This is a genomic window from Devosia sp. (assembly GCF_036676215.1).
In the GTDB taxonomy this organism is placed as follows: domain Bacteria; phylum Pseudomonadota; class Alphaproteobacteria; order Rhizobiales; family Devosiaceae; genus Devosia.
In genome coordinates this window covers 1-20,000 of record NZ_JAKFDJ010000040.1, presented here as the reverse complement: position 1 = coordinate 20,000, position 20,000 = coordinate 1, and the positions used below count along the sequence as shown (strand labels likewise).

The following is a 20,000-nucleotide window of genomic DNA, read 5'->3' as shown; positions in this document are numbered from 1 at the left end:
GCGCGCGACGCCGGCGGCCGGTTTTGTTTGTTCGCGGGTTCTGCCCGCTTGTTCAGGCAGCCGACTTCCCATGGATATTTCACGAGACGAACAGCGGGTGCTGCATGCCCTCGCGCAGGGCGGCCGCATTGCGCTGCTCAAAAACGATGCCGGCAAAGTGACAGGCCTCGAATTCTTCAACCGCGATGGCTGGCTGATTAGCAATTGCAGTCTGCTGGTGTTCAAGAAGCTCAAGGCAAAGAAAGCCATCCGCTCGCAGGACGGCAGGCCCTATTGTATCACAAAACGGGGCCTCGAACTGGTGCGGAGCGAGTACGACAACCGCTAGGCAGTGGAGCGTGGATGGTCGGCCAGGTGGCCGGCCATCCGGGTTTCTCGGTCAGCGCGCTACGGCACGTCCAATGGCAATGATGATGCAGGCGCCGATGAAGCCTGCAATGAGGTAGCCGATCCAGCCACCGAACGAAATGCCAAGGAACCCGAGTATCAGGCTGGCGAGAATGGCGCCCACAATGCCCAGCACGATGTTCATGAGCAGCCCGGTATTGGTGTTCATGAACTGCTTCGCAAGCCATCCGGCGATACCGCCGATGATGATGGCCGCGAGCCAACCTACACCGTCAAATCCCATTTATTCCTCCTCAGGTGGAATCCCCACCGGGAGAGCCTGCCACAGTAGGCGAGGAACGCAAGAGTTCTCGACGGGAAGGAATTGTCAGTGCCGGGTGACCTCGCTCAGCGCCGCGGCGATGTGTTCCCACTCGCTGGCCACACTGGCGGTGGCCCGGCGCTTGCCGGCGCGTCGATACCAGTAGTCGGCATTGCCCATGTCGGCCTCAATCCAGTGCATCAGTGCATGCACCCAGTCGAAGGCCTGCACGCCTTCCATCGCCTGGACGATGACATGCGCCTGCTCCCATTCCGGGCCAACGCGGAGCTCGCCCTTCTTGAGCCACCACAGCGCCTGCAGCGGTTTGCTCATGTCCTTGGGTGGCTCGGACCAGTCGAGCGAGGTGAAGATATCAGAGGCCATCGGTGAAACCCTTGTCGGCCCGGACGCCATACGCGGCGACGTCACAACCAATTTCAATTTGTGCATTGGGGCCAAATAAGGCGGATCGGCGCCCCGATCAAGAGGCGCCTGCCAAAGCGGTTACCACCAGAGCTTGGGCGAAAAGTCCATATCGGCGCTGCGTTCGATGACTCTCGCCGCCGCAAACAGCGTTTCCTCGTCGAACGGCTTGCCGATCAACTGCAGGCCGAGTGGCAGTCCCTTGCCGTCCTTGCCGGCCGGCACGGCGATACCCGGCAGGCCCGCCATGTTGACGGTCACCGTGAACACGTCCTGCATATACATGGCCACCGGATCGGCCGCCAATGTCTCATCGCCGATGCCGAAAGCGGCTGACGGCGTCGCTGGGGTCAGGATGGCGTCGACGCCAGCATGGAAGGCGGCCTCAAAATCCTGCTTGATCAGCGTCCGCACTTTCTGCGCCTTGACATAATAGGCGTCAAAGTAACCAGCAGACAGCACGTATGTGCCGATCATGATGCGGCGCTTGACCTCGCGGCCGAAGCCGGCGGCGCGGGTCAGCTCATACATGTCGGTGATATCTTTGCCGGATACACGCAGCCCGTATTTAACGCCGTCATAGCGGGCGAGGTTCGACGACGCCTCGGCCGGCGCCACGATGTAATAGGCCGGCAGCGCATATTTGGTGTGCGGCAGCGAGATGTCCTTGACCGTGGCGCCCTCGGCCTTGAGCCATTCCAGCCCCTGGCTCCACAGTTTCTCGATCTCCTCGGGCATGCCGTCCATGCGATACTCGCGCGGCACCCCGATGGTGAGGCCCTTCACCCCGCGCTCGACGGCGGCAGCGAAATCGGGCACCGCCAGATCGACGCTGGTCGAATCCTTGACATCGAACCCCGCCATTGAGGTCAGCAGCAGCGCCGCGTCTTCCACCGTGCGCGCGATCGGCCCTGCCTGGTCGAGCGAGGAGGCGAAGGCCACAATACCCCAGCGCGAGCAGCGGCCATAGGTCGGCTTGATGCCGACGGTGCCAGTGAGGGCCGCCGGCTGGCGAATCGAGCCGCCGGTATCGGTTGCCGTGGCCCCGGCGCAGAGCCAGGCTGCCACCGCCGCGGCCGAGCCGCCCGACGAGCCGCCCGGCACCAGATTTGCATTGCTGCCCGCGGCGCGGAACGGGTTGATTACCGGGCCGTAATAGCTGGTCTCGTTGGACGAGCCCATGGCGAATTCGTCCATATTGAGCTTGCCCAGCATCACCGCGCCATCGCGCCACAGATTGCCGGTGACCGTCGATTCATATTCCGGCTTGAAGCCATCGAGGATGTGGCTGGCCGCCTGGGTGTGGATGCCCTTGGTGCCGAACAGGTCCTTGATGCCCAGCGGAATGCCCTCGAGCGTACCGCCCTGCCCCTTGGCCAGCTTCTCGTCGCTGTTCCTGGCCATGTCGAGCGCCTGCTCGGGCGTCACCGCCACATAGGCGTTGAGGCTCGGATTGGCCGCCTCGATTGCCTTGAGATAGGCGCCGGTCAGCTCGGTGGCGGTGAAGCTCTTGGCCTTGAGGCCCTTGCGGGCGTCGGCCAGGCTGAGTTTGGTCAGGTCAGTCAAGGGGGATCTCGCTCAGGTTGTCGCAGCGGTGATAGATTGTCGTCCCTGCGGGATAGGGGCTTTCCGGGTCCGGCTCGATACCACCCAGCAGCGCCAGCGTGCTATCTGCGCTGGAAACCAGACGGATCGAGGCGGCGTCATTGGGCGCAATGGCGATGGTATCGGCATAAAGTTCGCCGGGCAGCTCGCAGACGGCATCCACGAACAGCAGCGGCGTATTGGGGCGGCTCTTGATGTCGTAGAAGTTGCAGTGGAACTCCATCGACTGGATGCCACCGGTAAAGGTCAGGCTCAGGAAGTCCATGTCCGTCCAGGCATTGAGGCCCTGCTTTTCCAATGCCTGGCAGGCCGCCGGATCGCTGACATAGAGCTTGGTCTGGTCGATGACCAGGTCTTCCTGCGCGAGGGCGGCGCCCGCGAGCAAGGCCAGGCCAATGGTGATCAGCACCGCCTTCACGCGCTGGCCTCCACCTTGAGGGGCATTTCGTAGAAGGCGGACCATTCGCTGTCGGGATAATCGAGAAATGGCCCGCGCGGGGTGAAGCCGCTGCGGCTGTAGAGCCGATGTGCTTCGGCCATGCCATCGCCGGTGCCGGTTTCGAGCATCAGCATGGGCAGGCCCCTGTCGCGCGCCAGCCCCACGATGGCGTCAAGCAGCGCCGAGCCGATGCGCTTGCCGCGCACTTCGGGGTCGGTGAACATGCGCTTGACCTCGCCCAGCTCAGCCGAATGCACCTTGAGCGCACCCATGCCGACGGCCTTGCCGGTCTCGTCGCGGGCGACGAACAGCGTCGTGTCCGCGCCGGCCATCTGTTCCACGGTCATCTTGAACTGGAATTCCAGCGGCGACAGCGGCAACAGATGCGCGTTGAGTCGGGCGACGAGATCGCGCACGTCGTCCTGCAGCGGGGTCTCGATGGCGATGCTGATCGCCATTCTATTCGACCACCTTAGGCACCATGAAGAAATTGTCTTCGCTCAGCGGCGCATTGCTGACGATTCTGTCGGCATAGCCGCCATCGGTGATCGCATCGTCGCGGCGGCGCAACGCCATGGGTGTTACCGAGGTCATCGGCTCCACGCCCTCGACGTTCACTTCGGACAGATGTTCGACAAAGCCCAGTATGGCATTGAGCTCGCTCTGGTAGCTCGCCACTTCGCTCTCTTCGATGCGGATACGCGCCAGGCGCGCGATGCGCTTTACGGTTGCGGCGTCGACAGACATGGGAAAACTCCAACAAACAGCGGCTCGTTCGCGGCGTTATTAGCAACGGGGCGGCACAAAAGACAATGAAAATGGCTGATGCGCCGGATCAGATTTCCAAGGCCAGTCTGGCTTCGAGGGCGACCAGCCCCGTTCCGTCCAGCCTGTCGCGCAATAGCGGGATAGCCGCATCGACGGCGGCATCGTCCCCGGCCAGGGCCAGCAGCCGTGGCGGCGTAGCGTCCAGCACGGCCTGGCCCAGGGCCGAAAGCTGCTCGATATCGCCGAACACGGCCACTACCGCGCCATCGGCCCAGCGCCCCAGCGCCGGAACATCTGCGGCGACCAGCAGCAGAGGTGGCTCGCCCACTGCGTCGATCAATACGGCCCCTGCCCCCACCGAGAACGCCTCGACCGCCGGCAATTGCTCCGCTTCATCGAGCAGGCGTGTCGGCTTGCGCTGCTTCCAGCGCGCGGCGTCCACGGAGGGCAGATGCGCGCCGAAGTCGGCAATCACGCGGTCGGCGCCCGATACCAGCTCGGCCGCATCGATTCCCGCCGGGGCAGCCGCCGCGTCGACCACCAGAATCGCGCCGCCGATATGGATGCGGATCGTCGTACCGCCGAACCAGGTGAGTTTCATCCGTGCTTTCCTGTCGCCAAACCGTGCCGCAGCCTATAGGACGGGCCGACACTGGCAAGCGAGCCTGCAATGACCGACGAATTTGCCAATCCGCTCGAAAAGATCCCTGCCACGGGCCGGATCATGGGGCTTGATCTGGGCACCAAGACCATTGGCGTCGCCATTTCCGACGGTATGCGCTATTCGGCCACCCCGCTCGAAACCATCAAGCGCACCAAGTTCACCCAGGACGCCATTCGCCTCGACGAGCTGATCGCGCAGAACGCCATTGTTGCCATCATCCTGGGCCTGCCGCTCAATATGGACGGCTCCGAGGGGCCGCGCGTGCAGTCCACCCGGGCTTTCGCGCGGAGCCTGGCGCAGCGGGTCGCGCTGCCCATCGCCTTCTGGGACGAGCGACTCTCCACCAGCGCCGTCACCCGCATGATGATCGAAGCGGACCTGCGCCGCGACCGCCGCGCCGAGGTCGTCGACAAGCTGGCCGCCAGCTATATCCTGCAGGGCGCGCTCGATCGCCTACGCCACAGCTAAACGGCGTACGCCGCCTGGTGGCACTCCGAAAAACTGCTTGAACGCCCGTCCGAATGCCGCTTCGGACTCGTAGCCGGCCCGGCGGGCCACAGTTCCCACGGGTTCGCGCGTCTCCAGCAATTGCGCTCGTGCAAGATGCAGGCGCCACTGCGCCAGGTATTGCATGGCTGGCTGCCCGACGAGGTCGGTAAAGCGCGCGGAAAAGGCCGACCGGGACATCCCCGCCTCGCTGGCCAGTTCCGCCACGCTCCATGACCGGTCGGGCCTGCGGTGCATCAAGGCCAGCGCATGGCCGAGCTGGGGATCGCGCAGTGCCGCCAGCCAGCCCAGATTGGCCTCGGGCGCGGTGTCGAGCCAGGCGCGGATCGCCTGGATGACCAGGATATCGGCCAGCCGGGTCATCACCGTCTCGCCGCCCGGCCGCAGCGCGCTGGCTTCGCGGGCGATGAGGCCCAGCGTGCTTTGCAGCCAGCTTCCTGCATCGTCGCCCCAGGCGTCGATATGCAGCACCGGTGGTAGCAGGCTCACCAGCCGTCTGGCCGCCACATGGTCGAACTGCACCACGCCTGCAGTGGCCCGCGTCACCTCGCCGCCGCCGCCATGGCGCATGATTTCGTAGCGCTCGCTGACCTTCTCGACCGGAATGTCGAACAGCGGCATGGCCCCGGCATCGGGAGCGCTCAGCAGGCGGTAGCTATGGCCATGCGGCAGCAGCACCATGCTGCCCTGCCCGACCAGCAGCGGCTCATGCCCGTCCATCACCAGCCAGCCGTGCCCCGCCGTGACGATCACGAACATCATCGAGTCGATCAGCTGCGGCATGACAATGCCCCAGGGCGCGGTCATTTCGGCCCGGCAATAGAGCGTGCCGGTCAGGTGCAGCATATGCAGCACCTCGCCCAGCGGGTCGGACAATGGCGCTGGTTTGAAGTGACTATCGGTCATGGGGCCTTCTACCACCATTTGCCCAATAGTCCACATGTCTGGACGATCTGCACAAAAACTCGGCCCAACCGTTATTGATGATCCGGGCGGCGCCCCGCATCTTCAGCGCATCGCAACCCAAACACGGATCACACCATGTCTTCAACCACGCCCATCCTCGTCATCGGCGCCACCGGCAAGGTCGGCAGCCGCATCGTTTCCCGCCTGCAGGCTTCCGGTACGCCGGTGCGTGCCGCCTCCCGCCGCAGCAGCCCGGCCTTCGACTGGGAAGATCAGTCCAGCTGGGCACCCGCCCTGGCCGGCGCCGAAGTGGCGTTCGTCGCCTTCGTGCCTGATCTGGCTGCCAAGGGCGCGCCCGAGACCATCCGGGCCTTTGCAGCCACGGCCCTTGCCTCCGGCGTCAGACGCGTCGTGCTGCTGTCGGGTCGCGGCGAGGCCAATGCCCAGCTCAGCGAGCAGATCATGATGGCCTCGGGCCTCGGCTGCACCGTCGTCCGCGCCAGCTGGTTCGCACAGAATTTCAGCGAGGGCATCATGCTGCCGTCGGTACTCTCCGGCGTCATCGCCCTGCCAGCCGGCCAGCGCCGCGAGCCGTTCATCGATGTCGACGACATTGCCGACGTCGCCGTCGCGGCGTTGACCGATGCGCGTCATGTCGGTGAAATCTACGAAGTCACTGGTCCGCGCCTGCTGACCTTCGCCGATGCCGCTGCCGCCATCAGCGCTGCCTCCGGCAGCCATGTGGACTACGTTCCAATCAGCCTCGACGACTTTCATGCAGCCCTCCTGCCCGAAGTCGGCCCCGATCACGCCGAGTTTCTGACCCGGCTCTGCGAGGAGGTCTTCGACGGCCGCAACGAATCGCTCAGCGACGGGGTGCAGCGCGCCCTTGGCCGTCCGGCCCGCGATTTTGCCGACTATTGTGTCGCAATGGCCGCCACCGGCATCTGGAGACGGGCGGCATGACCCGCATCTATCTCATCATTACCGGCATCATCGGCGCCGCGCTCGGGACGATGATCCTCTTCGCCCCAGTCGCCTTCTATGCCGGCTACGGCATAGAGCCTGCGGGTCAAGTGAACCTGCTCAACGAGCTGCGTTCGCATGGCCTCTCGCTTCTGGGCGCCGGCCTGTTCATCGCCTCCGGGGCCTTCCTGCCACGGTTCGGCGCGCTCGCCACCGTGGTCGCAGCTGGTCTCTATCTTAGCTACGGCCTTTCCCGCCTCGTCGCCGTGGCATTGGACGGCATGCCGTCATCCAGTCTGCTACTGGCTGCGGGTGTCGAGATCGCCATAGGCCTCGTCGGCGTGGCGCTGATGCTGCGCTCGCCCCGGGCCGCCACCGCCTGAAAAGACGCTATCTGATATTACGAAGATCACGTGGAGGTGTGACTGAGGTCACATCTTCATGTGATTTGCGTCACATAAATTCACAAGACTTCTTGCCCCTCCCGCCTGCCTCCGCTAGACCGCAGCAAATATCAGGGATGGGAGCGCATGGCCCAAGCACGTGCCAGCACAGCCTCGACGTCGTCTGCCGGCTCCACCGGCGATTTCCCCCCATTCAACCAGCGCCATCTGCTGTCGATCGCCGACCTGCAGCAGCACGAGATCATCGATCTGCTCGATCGCGCTGAGCGCATGGTTCCGGTCTCCCGGCAGGAGCGGAAGAGTCATCCGACGCTCACCGGCAAGACGCAGATCAACCTGTTCTTCGAGCCATCGACCCGCACCCAAGGGTCGTTCGAGATCGCCGGCAAGCGCCTTGGCGCGCTGGTGATGAACATGTCGGTCAAGACCAGCTCGGTCTCCAAGGGCGAAACCCTGATCGATACCGCCGCGACGCTCAACGCCATGCGCCCGGACGTTATCGTGGTCCGTCATTCGGCAGCTGGTGCGGTCGAACTGCTCAGCCAGAAGGTCGGCTGCTCGGTTATCAACGCCGGCGACGGCGCGCATGAGCATCCGACCCAGGCCCTGCTCGATGCGCTGACCATCCGCCGCCACAAGGGGCGCATTTCCGGCCTCACCGTCGCCATCTGCGGGGATATCGCCAACTCCCGCGTCGTCCGCTCCAACCTGCTGCTGCTCGGCGCGCTCAATGTTCGTACTCGCGTCGTCGCCCCGCGCAACCTGCTGCCGGCCGGCATCGAACATCTCGCTACCGAGGTCTTCACCGACATGCGCGAGGGTCTCAAGGATGTCGATGTGGTGATGATGCTGCGCCTGCAGCATGAGCGGGCCAATGGCCGCATGATCCCTTCGGTGCGCGAATACTACCGCTTCTATGGCCTCGACGCCGAGAAGCTGGCCTTTGCCAAACCCGACGCCATCGTCATGCATCCCGGTCCGATGAACCGCGGTGTGGAGATCGACCCCGCCATCGCCGATGGCGTCCAGTCGGTGATCAACGAACAGGTCGAAATGGGTGTTGCTGTCCGTATGGCTGTACTCGATGCGCTGCTGCCGGCGAGGAACGACGCATGACCCGGCCCCTGCTTATCGAAAATGCCCGCCTCGTCGATCCGGCTTCCGGCACTGATCAGCCGGGCGCCGTGCTGATCCAGGACGGTCTGATCGCCGAGGTTGCGCTGGGCGCTCCCGTCGGCGTGCCCGAAGGCGCCGAAGTCATCGATGCCCGTGGCCTGATCCTCGCCCCCGGCCTCATCGACATGCGCGTTTTTACCGGCGAGCCGGGCAAGGAATACCGCGAGACCCTGCAGTCGGCCGGCGAGGCCGCCGCTGCCGGTGGCGTCACCAGTTTCGTGATGATGCCTGACACCGCTCCGGTGGTCGACGACGGGGCGCTGGTGGATTTTCTCATCCGCCGCGCCAAGGCGACGGCCAAGGTCAACGTCCTGCCGGCCGGGGCCATCACCAAGGGTCTCAACGGCCAGGAGATGACCGAATTCGGCCTGTTGCAGGAGGCTGGCGCCGTCTGTCTCACCGATGGGCGCCATTCCATCCAGTCGACCTCGCTGCTCCGCACCGTCATGAGCTATGCCGCCAATTACGGCATGACCATCGTGCACCATGTGTCCGATGCGAGCCTGACCGGCGACGGCGTGATGAACGAAGGTCTCTTCGCCACCATTTTGGGGCTAAAGGGCATCCCCCGCGAAGCCGAGACCATCCCCCTCGCGCGTGACTTGCAACTCGCCGCCCTCACCGGCGTCAAATACCACGCGGCCCAGATCTCCTGTGCCGCCTCGATCGAGCTCGTTGCAGCGGCCAAGAAGCGCAACCCGTCGGTTACGGCAGGCGTGTCGATCAACAATGTCGCGCTCAACGAGAACGACATCGGCCGCTACCGCACCTTCTTCAAGCTTTCCACGCCGCTGCGCTCCGAGGATGATCGGCAGGCGGTGATCGAGGGTCTGCGCAACGGCACCATCGACACCATCCATTCCGATCACGACCCGCAGGACACCGAGGTCAAGCGCCAGCCGTTCGCCGAAGCCTCCGATGGTGCCATCGGGCTGGAGACCCTGCTGGCGGCGGCGCTCCGACTCGTCCATTCCGGCGATGTGGATCTGCTGACTGTGTTGCGCGCCATGACCAGCCGGCCAGCCGAAATTCTTGGCCTGCCATCGGGTCGCATCGCCGGCGGGGCGCCGGCCGACCTCATCCTCTTTGATCTCGACTACCCCTGGCAGGTCAGCGAGCGCGAAATCCGGTCAAGATCGCGCAATACCAGCTTTGAGGGCGCGCGGCTTGCTGGCAAGGTGATGCGCACAATCGTGGGCGGACAAACCGTCCATACACATACGGAGGAAAGCTGAGCCATGGACATATACCTGCTCTACGCAGCAGTTCTCGGCTATCTCTGCGGCTCGGTGCCCTTTGGCCTGCTGCTGACGCGCGCCGCCGGACTGGGCGATATCCGCTCCATCGGCTCTGGCAATATCGGCGCGACCAATGTGCTGCGCACCGGCAATCGCTGGTTGGCTGCAGCGACGCTGGTGCTCGACGCCGCCAAGGCCGCCCTGCCCGTGCTCTTCGCGCGCTACTATTGGGGTGAGGACGCCGCCATGGTCGCGGCCATCTTCGCCTTCCTTGGCCACTGTTTTCCCGCCTGGCTCGGCTTCAAGGGCGGCAAGGGCGTGGCGGTGATGATCGGCTCGCTGCTGGCGCTGAGCTGGCCCCTCGGGCTCATTTTCTGCGCCGTCTGGCTGTTCATCGCCTTTGCCCAGAAGCTGTCCTCGCTGGCGGCGCTGACCGCCGCCGCCACGGCGCCGATTTTCGCATTCGTCATCGTCAACGAATGGCTGGCCGGCGCTGTCGCCGCCATGGCGCTGCTGCTGTTCTTTCAGCACCGCGAAAATATCGGGCGGCTGATGGCCGGCAACGAGCCCAAGATCGGCTCAGAGAAGAAAGCGCCCTAAGCCTTGGCGCCGCTGCCGGGTGCCGCTCTCACCGACGCGCAACGCATCGCCTGGCTGCGCCTGGTCCGGTCCGACAATGTCGGCCCCGCGACATTCCGCCAATTGCTCAATCGCTTCGCCTCGGCCGAGGCGGCGCTCGAGGCCCTGCCCGGCCTGCTCAAGCGCACCGGCAAGCCGCTGCGCATCACCAGCCAGGCCGCTGCCGAGGATGAGATTGCCGGCCTGTCGCGCTATGGTGCGCGGCTGGTCGCCGGCGGCGAACCGGACTATCCCGAACTGCTCAATTACATTCCCGCCGCGCCGCCTTTGATCACCATGGCCGGCGGGGCCAACCTCGACTGGCAGCGCGCGGTGGGTATTGTCGGCGCCCGCAACGCTTCGGCCGCCGGCATCAAGATGACCCGCATGCTGGCCGGCGACCTGGGCGAGCGCGGCTATACCGTGGTCTCGGGCCTCGCCCGCGGCATCGACACCGCTGCCCACAAGGCGACGCTCAATACCGGTACCATCGCCGTGCTGGCGGGCGGTTTCGACAAGATCTACCCCGACGAGAATATCCCACTCGCCCACGACATTCTCGACCACGGTGGCGTCCTGCTCACCGAAATGCCGCTTGGCTGGGAACCGCGGGCCCGCGACTTCCCGAGGCGTAACCGATTGGTTTCCGGTTTGTCGCTCGGCATTGTCGTTGTGGAAGCAGCAAAGCGCAGCGGGTCGCTGATCACGGCGCGCCTCGCCCTCGAACAGAACCGCGACGTCTTCGCCGTTCCCGGCTCGCCGCTCGATCCGCGTGCCGAGGGCGGCAATGCGCTGATCCAGCAAGGAGCCAAGCTCGTCACCTGCGCCGAAGACATTATCGAAACCCTGGGCAGCGCCGACCCCGCGCGGAGCGCATTGTTTGACCGTGATTGGGAGCCCGATCTGGCGCCCGAAGCGCCGCCACCCAGCGACGACGACAGATCGCGTCTCCTCGCTGCGCTCGGCCCCACGCCCGTGGAAGTGGACGAACTGGTGCGCCAATCCGGCCTCAGCGCCTCGGCCATGCAGATGCTGCTGCTGGAACTCGACCTGGCGGGCCAGATCGAGTGGTCGAGTGGGCAGTTGGTGGCGCTGAAGTACTAGCGCCCACCCTCGATCTTGCGGTGCCGCTGGCCGATCCCGCCGGTCCCATAGGGATAATCCGACATTTCCGGCTTGCTGACATCGCTGAGCGTGGCGATCTCTTCGCCTGTCAGCACGAGCGAGGCCGCGCCCAGATTGTCCTTGAGCTGCTCGGTCGTCCTCGCGCCCAGGATCACTGACGTCACGGCCGGCTGCGCCGAAACCCAGGCCAGGGCCACCTGGGCCATGGTGACGCCGCGGGCCTTGGCGATATCTTCCACTGCCCCGATCACGTCCCAGGTCACCGACTTGGCATTGCGTTTCTCGAAGGCTTCCATGCCGCGCGTCGGGTTCTCGCCCAGACGCGTCGCGCCGGTGGGCATCTGGTCGCGCTTGTACTTGCCGCTCAGCCAGCCGCCGCCCAGCGGCGACCATGGCAGCAGTCCGATCTGGGCATCCATCGCCGCCGGCACCACCTCGTGCTCGATGTCGCGCACCAGCAGGTTATATTGCGGCTGCAGCGTTACGGGCGGAGTATAGCCATTGGCCTTGGCCAGCCACACCGCCTTGGTCAGCTGCCAGCCGAGGAAGTTGGAGAAGCCGTAATAGGCAATCTTGCCGTTACGGATCGAGTCATCGAGAAAGCGCAGCGTTTCCTCCAGCGGCGTCAGCGCATCGAAGGCGTGCATCTGGTAGAGATCGATATGTTCCACCCCAAGCCGCTTGAGCGACGCGTCCAGCGCCTCGCGCAGGTTCTTGCGCGACAACCCGAGATGGTTCGGCCCATTCCCCATCGGAAACCGCCCCTTGGTGGTGATCACCAGGTCGCGCAGCACGCCCGGCTTGCGCTTCAGCCAGCGTCCGACGATCTCTTCGGAGACGCCGGCGCTATAGGTATTGGCCGTATCGATGAAATTGCCGCCCGCCGCCACATAGTCTTCCATCAATCGGAACGAGGTGGCCTCGTCCGATTCCGCGCCGAATGTCATGGTGCCGAGGCAATAGGCCGAAACGACAGCGCCGCTATTGCCGAGCTTGCGATATTCCATATCAAAATCCTCCTGAGGCCCCGGCGATGCTCGGCGGACGGCAGCGCACAGGGTACGGGCCGGTCAATCGGGGAGCATGCATAGAATGGGGCAAGCGCAGAACGCGCAGGCCTATTTCTGCACATCTTGTATGGCAGTTGCAAGGCATGCTCGGCGACTTGGTTGGAGGCCGCGAATATTCCTCTCTCTAAGAGAGAGTGCCGCGCCGCCGTTTTCCGCCCGTTGACACCTCCTCCCGCCTTCACCATGTTGCGCCACTTCACACAAGCGGTTGCGGAACGGATACTCCATGAAGGTCGTCGTCGTTGAAAGTCCGGCTAAAGCCAAGACAATCAACAAATATCTGGGTTCGGGCTATGAAGTCCTGGCCTCCTTCGGCCATGTCCGCGATCTGCCGGCCAAGGACGGTTCCGTCCGCCCCGATGAAGACTTTGCCATGTCCTGGGAGGTCGACACCGCCTCCAAAAAGCGCCTCAGCGACATCGCCAATGCCCTCAAGGGCGCCGATGGCCTGATCCTGGCGACTGACCCGGATCGCGAAGGCGAAGCCATTTCCTGGCATGTGCTCGACGTGCTCAAGCAGAAGAAATCCATCAAGAAGGACATGACCGTCCAGCGCGTGGTGTTCAACGCCATCACCAAGGACGCGGTGACGGCCGCCATGGCCAAGCCGCGCGAAATCGACATGCCACTGGTGGATGCCTATCTGGCCCGCCGCGCGCTCGATTACCTCGTCGGCTTCACCCTTTCGCCCATCCTCTGGCGCAAGCTGCCGGGCTCCCGCTCGGCCGGCCGCGTGCAGTCCGTCGCCTTGCGCCTGGTGTCCGACCGCGAAGGCGAGATCGAAAAGTTCAAGGCCGACGAATACTGGTCGGTCGAGGCCAAGCTGGCCCAATCGGGCAAGAGCTTTCTCGCCCGCCTGTTCTCGGTCGATGGCAAGAAAACCGACAAGCTCGACATCAAGACCGGCGAGAACGCCGCCGAGCTCAAGAAGCTCATTGAATCCGGCCAGTTCAACGTCAGCTCTGTCGACAAGAAGCCGACCAAGCGCAATCCCTATGCGCCCTTCACCACGTCGAGCCTGCAGCAGGACGCCTCCTCGCGCCTGGGCCTGTCGCCCAACCGCACGATGCAGATCGCCCAGCGGCTCTACGAAGACGGTCTCATCACCTATATGCGTACAGACGCCGTGCAGATGGCCCCCGAAGGCATCGCCATGGCCCGCTCGGTGATCGGCAAGTATTTCGGCGATGAGTACCTCCCCGACAAGCCGCGCATCTACCAGACCAAGGCCAAGAATGCCCAGGAGGCGCACGAGGCGATTCGTCCGACCGACATGTTCAAGCGCCCCGAGCAGCTCAGCCTCGATGCCGACCAGTCCAAGCTCTACGGCCTGATCTGGCGCCGGACGCTCGCTTCACAGATGCGTTCTGCCGAGATCGACCGCACCACGGTGGATATCGCCGTCAACGTCCCTGGCCGCGCTGTCGAACTGCGCGCTGTGGGCTCCGTCGTCACCTTCCCCGGCTTCCTCAAGCTCTATGGGGTCGAGGTCAAATCCGACGAACCCGACGACGAGGATGAGGAAAGCCGCGAGCTACCGCCGCTGGCAGTCGGCGACAAGCCGGCTTTGCAGGCAGTCGAGATCGAGCAGCATTTCACCCAGCCGCCCAGCCGCTATACCGAGGCGAGCCTGATCAAGAAGATGGAAGAGCTCGGCATCGGCCGGCCCTCCACCTATGCGGCGACGCTGACCACGCTCAAGGACCGCGACTATGTCCGGCTCGAGGGCAAGGCTTTGCATCCCGAGGATCGTGGCCGCATCGTCACCGCCTTCCTCGAGAGCTTCTTCACCCGCTATGTCGAGTATGGCTTCACCGCCGGCCTCGAGGAACAGCTCGACCAGGTCTCGGCCGGCGAGCTCGACTACAAGACCGTGCTGCGTGATTTCTGGAAGGACTTCACCCACGCCACCGACGAGATCAAGGATCTCCGCGTTTCCGAAGTGCTTGATGCGCTCAACGAAATGCTTGCCAGTCGCATCTTCCCGCCCAAGGAAGACGGCTCCGATCCGCGTAAGTGCCCCACCTGCGGCACCGGCCAGCTCTCGCTGAAATTGGGCAAGTTCGGCGCCTTTATCGGGTGCTCGAACTATCCCGAATGCAAGCACACAATGCAGCTTTCCGACGCGGCCAATGGCCAGTCGAGCGAAGCCGCTGCGGGCGACGGCGTGCTCGGCACCGATCCGGAATCGGGCGAAGAGGTTTACCTCAAGACCGGCCGCTTTGGCCCCTATGTCCAGCTCGGCGATGGCAAGGAACCCAAGCGCAGCTCCCTGCCCAAGGGCTGGGAAGCTGGCTCGATTACCCTCGACAGGGCCCTGCAACTGCTGTCGCTACCGCGCGATGTAGGCCTTCATCCGGATGGCGGCCTGCCCATTGTCGCCGGTCTCGGCCGCTACGGTCCCTTCATCCTGCATGACGGCAAGTATGCCAATCTGCCCGACTTCGACGAAATCTTCACCGTCGGCCTCAATCGCGCCGTCGATCTGCTGGCCCAGAAGGCCGCCGGCGGCTTCAAGCGCGGCGGCGGAGCCTCTATCGCCGCGATCCAGACCTTCGAGCACGACAACGGCCCGATCAGCGTTCGCGGCGGCAAATACGGCCCCTATGTCAACCAGGGTAAGGTCAACGCCACCATCCCCAAGGATGTGAAGCCCGAGGATGTGACGCTGGAGCAGGCCCTGGTCTGGATCGCGGCAAGGGCCGAAGCGACCGGCACCAAGGCGAAAAAGGCTCCGGCGAAAAAGGCCGCAGCCAAGAAGCCAGCGGCCAAGACCGCTGCGGCAAAAAAGCCCGCGGCCAAGAAGGCCGCGCCGAAGAAGGTCGTCGCCAAGGAAGACGTGCCGTTTTAGGCACGTCTAGTTCTCCAGCACGGTCTCGGTGTGCAGGGCGCATTTCCAGCGCTTGCCGTCGCGCACCCACGTGGTGCTGTCGACGCAGCGCAGGTCCATGGCCTTGCCACCCGTCTCGCCCTTCTGGTGGACCTTGTAGGCGACGATGGCGGTATCGTCCGAGGGGAAAATCACGTTCAGGTCGCTGAACTTGAAGCTCTCCAGCGTCCACTTCCCATCCTGGGTCATCGCTTCGTACTTGTCGGGATCGATCCTCATGGCGCCCATGGGGCCGGTGATGAGACAGTCGTCCGCAATCATGGTCTTGGCGAGCTTGGCATCCTTGTCGACCATGGACTGCCAGAACCTGGTCTCCAGATCGACGATGACTTGCTTGTTTTCCTGCATGGCCGTTCTCCTTTTGCTGGAAAACGGACTGGCCTAGGGGAGGTTCCGCTACCCCATCACCCGCTCAACCATCCCCAGCCAATTTCCTAGCGCGATCTTGTGCACCAGGTCCTCGCCATAGCCCTTGTCCAGCAGCGCCTGCAGCAGCGTCTGCACGCCGGTGACGTCGCCGATCGCAGCCGGCACCATGGCGCCGTCGAAATCGCTGCCCAGCGCCACGCCGTCCTCGCCGAGCGCTTCGACCAGCGCATCGACATGGCGGACCATCAGTTCGATCTCGGTGTTGGCGTCGAACCGTCCATCCGGCCGCAGGAAGCCGGTGGCATAGTTCAGTCCCACCACGCCCTTGCTTTCGGCAATGGCGGCGAGCTGCCAGGCGACGAGGTTGCGCGCATGCGGGCTGATGGCGTGGACATTGGAATGGGTGGCCACCAGCGGATGTGTGCTGATCGCTGCCACGTCGCGGAAGCCGGCGGCATTGAGGTGCGACAGGTCCAGCATGACGCCCGTGCGGTTGCAGACCCGCACCAGCTCTTTGCCGGCATCGCTCAGTCCCGGTCCGATATCGGGATCGGCATTGTGGCGGAACGGCACGCCGGTGCCGAAGGCATTGGCCCGGCTCCAGGTGATGCCGATGGAACGCAGCCCCGCCGCATAGAGCACATCGAGCGCATAGAACTCGGTATCGATGGCCTCGGCACCTTCGATATGGAGGATGGAGGCCAGCACGCCCCCGTCGATGGCGGCGCGGACCTCCCCCGCCGTCCGGCAGATGGCCACCGCGCCCGCCCGCTCCAGCTGCAGCAGGATCGCGGCCATGGCGTTGGTCGCGGCCTGGGCATCAGCCATGGCCAGTTGTGGTGGGAGCTTGTCGTCGAGACCGGCCGCGCCGGCCACCACTGATCCCAGATTGCCCTTGAGCGGCGGCGGGAAGATCGCGAAGAAACCGCCCGCCATGCCACCGGCTTTGGTCCGCGGCAGGTCGATATGGGCGCCCGGCAGGCCCTCGATGAACGGCCGTACCTTGTCCGCGCCCTCCACCTCCAGCAGCTTGAGCAGGGTGTCATTGTGGCCGTCGAAGAAGGGGATGGTCATGGGGCAGTCCAGGAGAATCATGGGTTTACGGGACACCCTATCACCCCCTCCCGGCCTCCCCCATCAAGGTGGAGGTGCTGCCCTGTGGTGGTGGCTGGATCGTGCCCCAAGAGTGGCGGGATACATCCCCTTGATGGGGAGGCTGGGAGGGGGTGGAGTCGCGCATGCCGCTCTATCGATCTTCCCCCAATCCAAATTGGCAATCTCTCGCGAACTGCCCTATCTATCGCCTACCTCTTCAGAAACGACCCAATGGCCAAGCCACCAACTCGAAAACCCAAAAACCTCTCCGGTCCCAAGCGTGCGCGCCAGCCTGCCGCCGGTGCCCTGCCCACCCGCGAACAGCTCCTGGCCGCCCTCGCCGAACAGGCTGACATCAAGGGTAAGCGCGATCTTGCCAAGGTGTTCGGCATTCGCGGCGACATGCGCCGCCCGTTCAAGGCCATGCTGGCCGAGCTCGAGGGCGAGGGTGTCATCACGCGCACCCGCAAGGCCTTGCGCCGCACCGCCGCCCTGCCCCATGTCACCGTGCTGGACATTCCCACCGATGCCGATCCGGACGATCTGCATGCCTTCCCGGCCCAATGGAACGAGGAAGAAGGCGAAAAGCCGCGGGTGACTGTGCTGGGCGGCCGCGATGCCCGCGTCGTGCCGGCGCCGGGCGACCGCATCCTGGCGCGGATCGATGCCGGTGAGGGCGAGGTGCCCGTCTATACCGCTAAGGCCATGAAGATCCTCGACAAGCCGCGCCGTGGCCAGATTGGCATCGTGCGCATGGACGAGGACGGGGCGCGCCTCATCCCGGTCGATCGCAAGCAGAAGGAAATGCGGATACCCCTGGGCGACCTGCTGACCGCCGCCGATGGCGACCTGGTCGAAGTCGAGGTCAAGCTTTCCGGCCGGCTGATGATTCCGCGCGCCAAGGTCACCTCCGTCATCGGCAACCCGATGTCGGAAGGGGCCGTCAGCCTCATCGCCATCCATAATCTCGAAATCCCCTATCGTTTTCCGGAATCGGTGATCCGCGAGGCGGACGAGGCCAAAGAGGCGACGCTCAAGGGCCGCGAGGACTGGCGCGACCTGCCGCTCATCACCATCGATCCCTTCGACGCCAAGGATCATGACGACGCCGTCTATGCACAGCCGGACGAGGACAAGGCCAATCCCGGCGGGCATATCGTCACCGTCGCCATCGCCGACGTCGCCGCCTATATTCGCCCCGGCACCGCGCTTGACCGCGAGGCCTACCTACGCGGCAATTCGGTGTATTTCCCCGATCGCGTCGTGCCCATGCTGCCCGAGCGCATTTCAAACGAACTGTGCTCGCTCAAGCAGGGCGAGGCCCGCGCCGCGCTTGCCGTGCGCATGGTCTTTGACGCCGGTGGCCACAAGAAGAGCCACAGCTTCCACCGCATCCTGATGCGCTCGGCCGCCAAGCTCAGCTACCAGCAGGCCCAGGCGGCCATTGACGGCAATGCCGACGACCAGACCGGGCCGCTGCTCGAACCCATCCTGCGGCCGCTCTACGCCGCCTATGACGCCATGGCATCGGCGCGCGACCGGCGCGGTCCGCTCGATCTCGACCTGCCCGAGCGCAAGATCGTGCTCGACGACAAGGGCATGGTGCAGGACATCCGCATTCCCGAGCGACTGGCGGCTCATCGCCTGATCGAGGAGATGATGATCGCCGCCAATGTCGCGGCGGCCGAGACGCTGGAGCAGAAGCGCTCCGAGCTGCTCTACCGGGTGCATGACGAGCCCTCGAGCGAGAAGCTCCAGGCGCTGCGGGATTTCCTCGGCTCGCTCAATATTGCGGTCAAGAAGTCCGACGCGGTCCGCGCATCCGACTTCAACGGCATCCTGGCCCAGGCCCGCAAGGCCGGCAATATCGAGCAGGTGTCCGAAATGGTGCTGCGCAGCCAGGCGCAGGCCGTCTATGACAATGAGAATCTGGGTCATTTCGGCCTCAACCTCGATCGCTATGCCCACTTCACCTCGCCCATCCGCCGCTATGCCGACCTGATCGTGCACCGTGCGCTGATCAAGGCGCTGGGCCTGGGCGGAGATGGTCTGACCGAGAATGAAGCGCTCAAGCTGGCTGGCATCGCCCAGCACATCTCGGCCACCGAGCGCCGGGCCATGCTGGCCGAGCGTGAGACGGCCGATCGGCTTTTGGCGCAGTTCCTCGCCACCAAGATCGGCGCGCGCTTCGAGGGTCGCATTTCCGGCGTCACCCGTTCGGGTCTGTTCGTCCGGCTGCTGGAAACCGGGGCGGACGGCTTCATCCCGGCCTCGACGCTGGGCCAGGACTATTACCGCTATGCGGAAGACCAGCAGGCCATGATCGGGGACCGGACGGGCGAGAAATTCGGCCTCGGCGACCGGGTCTCGGTGCGGCTGGTGGAAGCCGCGCCGGTGGCCGGCGCGCTGCGGTTCGAACTCTTGTCGGAGGGCGTCCGCGTCAATCCGTCATCTGCACGACGAAACCAGAAGCGCCCATCTAGGAGTTACGGTCCCAAGGGCCGCAAGAAGGGATGACGCGATGACAGGCAAGGCTAAGGCAATCGAGCAGCGCAATCTGGGCCAGGCGGTCTGGCGCGGCACGCTGTGCAAGTGCCCCCATTGTGGCCAGGGCAAGATGTTCCGCGCTTACCTCAAGGTCGCCGACCATTGCGACACCTGCGGCGAGCAGCTCGACCTGCACCGCGCCGACGACTTCCCGCCCTATATCGCCATCATGATCGTTGGCCACCTGCTGGTCGGCATCATGCTGCATATGGACATGGTGTGGCACGTCGATCCGCTGACCTATCTCTATACCCTCGTACCCCTCGCCGTGATCCTGCCGCTGGCCATGCTCCCCTCGATCAAGGGCGCCATTGTCGGCATGCAATGGGCCAACGGCATGTACGGCTTCGGCACCGGCCAGCGGGACTAAGCTTCGGCTTGACAATCGGCGCCAAATCCGTAGTTTGCGCCCAACTTCCGGCGCCGGGGATTCCACGGCGCCTTTCGTATTGTGAGGACTAACCATGGCCAAAGCCGCTTCCGTCAAGATCAAGCTCGTGTCGACGGCTGATACTGGCTACTACTACGTCACCAAGAAGAA

Annotated in this window: 22 protein-coding genes and 1 pseudogene; 12 read left to right on the top strand and 11 right to left on the bottom strand. The window is 64.5% G+C overall.

Going from position 1 to position 20,000, the window contains the following annotated elements:
* The first annotated feature begins 70 nt into the window (after positions 1 to 70).
* Positions 71 to 328, top strand: coding sequence for a YjhX family toxin (locus tag V6M52_RS03130; protein WP_332699347.1), 258 nt, complete (start codon positions 71 to 73; stop codon positions 326 to 328).
* Positions 329 to 379: 51 nt separating this feature from the next.
* On the opposite strand, the gene V6M52_RS03125 is transcribed toward V6M52_RS03130, so the two are convergent.
* From V6M52_RS03125 to V6M52_RS03095, 7 genes are all read right to left on the bottom strand, one after another.
* On the bottom strand, positions 380 to 631 hold the full coding sequence (locus V6M52_RS03125) for a GlsB/YeaQ/YmgE family stress response membrane protein (RefSeq protein ID WP_332699344.1): 252 nt from the start codon (positions 629 to 631) through the stop codon (positions 380 to 382).
* A gap of 84 nt (positions 632 to 715) precedes the next feature.
* Positions 716 to 1,033 carry a hypothetical protein gene (locus tag V6M52_RS03120; protein WP_332691382.1) on the bottom strand — a complete coding sequence of 106 codons (318 nt, stop codon included), beginning with the start codon at positions 1,031 to 1,033 and terminating at the stop codon, positions 716 to 718.
* Between the two features lie 120 nt (positions 1,034 to 1,153).
* Positions 1,154 to 2,638 (bottom strand): Asp-tRNA(Asn)/Glu-tRNA(Gln) amidotransferase subunit GatA, encoded by a 1,485-nt coding sequence (gene gatA / locus V6M52_RS03115; RefSeq protein ID WP_332699341.1) that lies wholly within the window; start codon positions 2,636 to 2,638, stop codon positions 1,154 to 1,156.
* Complete coding sequence (locus V6M52_RS03110) at positions 2,631 to 3,095, bottom strand: hypothetical protein (protein ID WP_332699338.1); 465 nt, start codon at positions 3,093 to 3,095, stop codon at positions 2,631 to 2,633. The genes gatA and V6M52_RS03110 overlap by 8 nt, the downstream gene beginning before the upstream one ends.
* Positions 3,092 to 3,574, bottom strand: coding sequence for a GNAT family N-acetyltransferase (locus tag V6M52_RS03105; RefSeq protein WP_332699335.1), 483 nt, complete (start codon positions 3,572 to 3,574; stop codon positions 3,092 to 3,094). Before V6M52_RS03105 ends, V6M52_RS03110 begins: the two co-directional genes overlap by 4 nt.
* A 1-nt stretch (position 3,575) precedes the next feature.
* Positions 3,576 to 3,863: an Asp-tRNA(Asn)/Glu-tRNA(Gln) amidotransferase subunit GatC gene (gene gatC, locus V6M52_RS03100; protein ID WP_332691371.1), complete on the bottom strand. Its 288-nt coding sequence runs from the start codon at positions 3,861 to 3,863 to the stop codon at positions 3,576 to 3,578.
* 88 nt (positions 3,864 to 3,951) lie between these two features.
* Positions 3,952 to 4,485: a hypothetical protein gene (locus tag V6M52_RS03095; protein WP_332699332.1), complete on the bottom strand. Its 534-nt coding sequence runs from the start codon at positions 4,483 to 4,485 to the stop codon at positions 3,952 to 3,954.
* A gap of 69 nt (positions 4,486 to 4,554) precedes the next feature.
* On the opposite strand from V6M52_RS03095, the gene ruvX reads away from it, so the two are divergent.
* Positions 4,555 to 5,016, top strand: a complete 462-nt coding sequence (gene ruvX / locus V6M52_RS03090) for a Holliday junction resolvase RuvX (protein ID WP_332691365.1) — start codon at positions 4,555 to 4,557, stop codon at positions 5,014 to 5,016.
* Here ruvX and V6M52_RS03085 read toward each other — a convergent pair.
* Positions 5,002 to 5,961 (bottom strand): AraC family transcriptional regulator, encoded by a 960-nt coding sequence (locus V6M52_RS03085; protein WP_332699329.1) that lies wholly within the window; start codon positions 5,959 to 5,961, stop codon positions 5,002 to 5,004. The two genes, ruvX and V6M52_RS03085, sit on opposite strands and share 15 nt — an antisense overlap.
* A gap of 135 nt (positions 5,962 to 6,096) precedes the next feature.
* Here V6M52_RS03085 and V6M52_RS03080 point away from each other — a divergent pair, with 135 nt between their 5' ends.
* From V6M52_RS03080 to dprA, 6 genes are all read left to right on the top strand, one after another.
* Positions 6,097 to 6,927 carry an SDR family oxidoreductase gene (locus tag V6M52_RS03080; RefSeq protein ID WP_332699326.1) on the top strand — a complete coding sequence of 277 codons (831 nt, stop codon included), beginning with the start codon at positions 6,097 to 6,099 and terminating at the stop codon, positions 6,925 to 6,927.
* The gene (locus V6M52_RS03075; protein WP_332699323.1) at positions 6,924 to 7,310 is read left to right on the top strand and encodes a DUF4345 domain-containing protein; all 387 of its coding nucleotides are present in this window, start codon (positions 6,924 to 6,926) and stop codon (positions 7,308 to 7,310) included. The genes V6M52_RS03080 and V6M52_RS03075 overlap by 4 nt, the downstream gene beginning before the upstream one ends.
* 147 nt (positions 7,311 to 7,457) lie before the next feature.
* Entirely contained in the window at positions 7,458 to 8,447 is a 990-nt protein-coding gene (locus V6M52_RS03070; RefSeq protein ID WP_332699320.1) for an aspartate carbamoyltransferase catalytic subunit, read from the top strand.
* Complete coding sequence (gene pyrC / locus V6M52_RS03065; protein ID WP_332699317.1) at positions 8,444 to 9,742, top strand: dihydroorotase; 1,299 nt, start codon at positions 8,444 to 8,446, stop codon at positions 9,740 to 9,742. Before V6M52_RS03070 ends, pyrC begins: the two co-directional genes overlap by 4 nt.
* A gap of 3 nt (positions 9,743 to 9,745) precedes the next feature.
* Positions 9,746 to 10,345, top strand: coding sequence for a glycerol-3-phosphate 1-O-acyltransferase PlsY (gene plsY, locus V6M52_RS03060; protein ID WP_332699314.1), 600 nt, complete (start codon positions 9,746 to 9,748; stop codon positions 10,343 to 10,345).
* Positions 10,346 to 10,348: 3 nt separating this feature from the next.
* Positions 10,349 to 11,467 carry a DNA-processing protein DprA gene (gene dprA, locus V6M52_RS03055; protein ID WP_332699311.1) on the top strand — a complete coding sequence of 373 codons (1,119 nt, stop codon included), beginning with the start codon at positions 10,349 to 10,351 and terminating at the stop codon, positions 11,465 to 11,467.
* Here dprA and V6M52_RS03050 read toward each other — a convergent pair.
* Positions 11,464 to 12,495: an aldo/keto reductase gene (locus tag V6M52_RS03050; protein WP_332699308.1), complete on the bottom strand. Its 1,032-nt coding sequence runs from the start codon at positions 12,493 to 12,495 to the stop codon at positions 11,464 to 11,466. The genes dprA and V6M52_RS03050 overlap by 4 nt on opposite strands.
* A 289-nt stretch (positions 12,496 to 12,784) precedes the next feature.
* On the opposite strand from V6M52_RS03050, the gene topA reads away from it, so the two are divergent.
* The gene (gene topA, locus V6M52_RS03045; RefSeq protein WP_332699305.1) at positions 12,785 to 15,409 is read left to right on the top strand and encodes a type I DNA topoisomerase; all 2,625 of its coding nucleotides are present in this window, start codon (positions 12,785 to 12,787) and stop codon (positions 15,407 to 15,409) included.
* Between the two features lie 6 nt (positions 15,410 to 15,415).
* Here the strand turns inward: topA and V6M52_RS03040 are convergent, their stop codons facing one another.
* Positions 15,416 to 15,796: a nuclear transport factor 2 family protein gene (locus V6M52_RS03040; protein WP_332693030.1), complete on the bottom strand. Its 381-nt coding sequence runs from the start codon at positions 15,794 to 15,796 to the stop codon at positions 15,416 to 15,418.
* Between the two features lie 48 nt (positions 15,797 to 15,844).
* Positions 15,845 to 16,891, bottom strand: a complete 1,047-nt coding sequence (locus tag V6M52_RS03035) for a dipeptidase (protein WP_332699302.1) — start codon at positions 16,889 to 16,891, stop codon at positions 15,845 to 15,847.
* A gap of 252 nt (positions 16,892 to 17,143) precedes the next feature.
* Between V6M52_RS03035 and rnr the strand changes: the two genes are divergently transcribed.
* The 3 genes and pseudogenes from rnr to V6M52_RS03020 form a co-directional block, all read left to right on the top strand.
* Positions 17,144 to 19,429 carry a ribonuclease R gene (gene rnr / locus V6M52_RS03030; RefSeq protein WP_332699299.1) on the top strand — a complete coding sequence of 762 codons (2,286 nt, stop codon included), beginning with the start codon at positions 17,144 to 17,146 and terminating at the stop codon, positions 19,427 to 19,429.
* Positions 19,430 to 19,433: 4 nt separating this feature from the next.
* Positions 19,434 to 19,829, top strand: coding sequence for a DUF983 domain-containing protein (locus V6M52_RS03025; protein WP_332699296.1), 396 nt, complete (start codon positions 19,434 to 19,436; stop codon positions 19,827 to 19,829).
* A 94-nt stretch (positions 19,830 to 19,923) separates the two neighbouring features.
* Positions 19,924 to 20,000 (top strand): annotated as a pseudogene (locus V6M52_RS03020) (50S ribosomal protein L33); the annotation flags it as partial.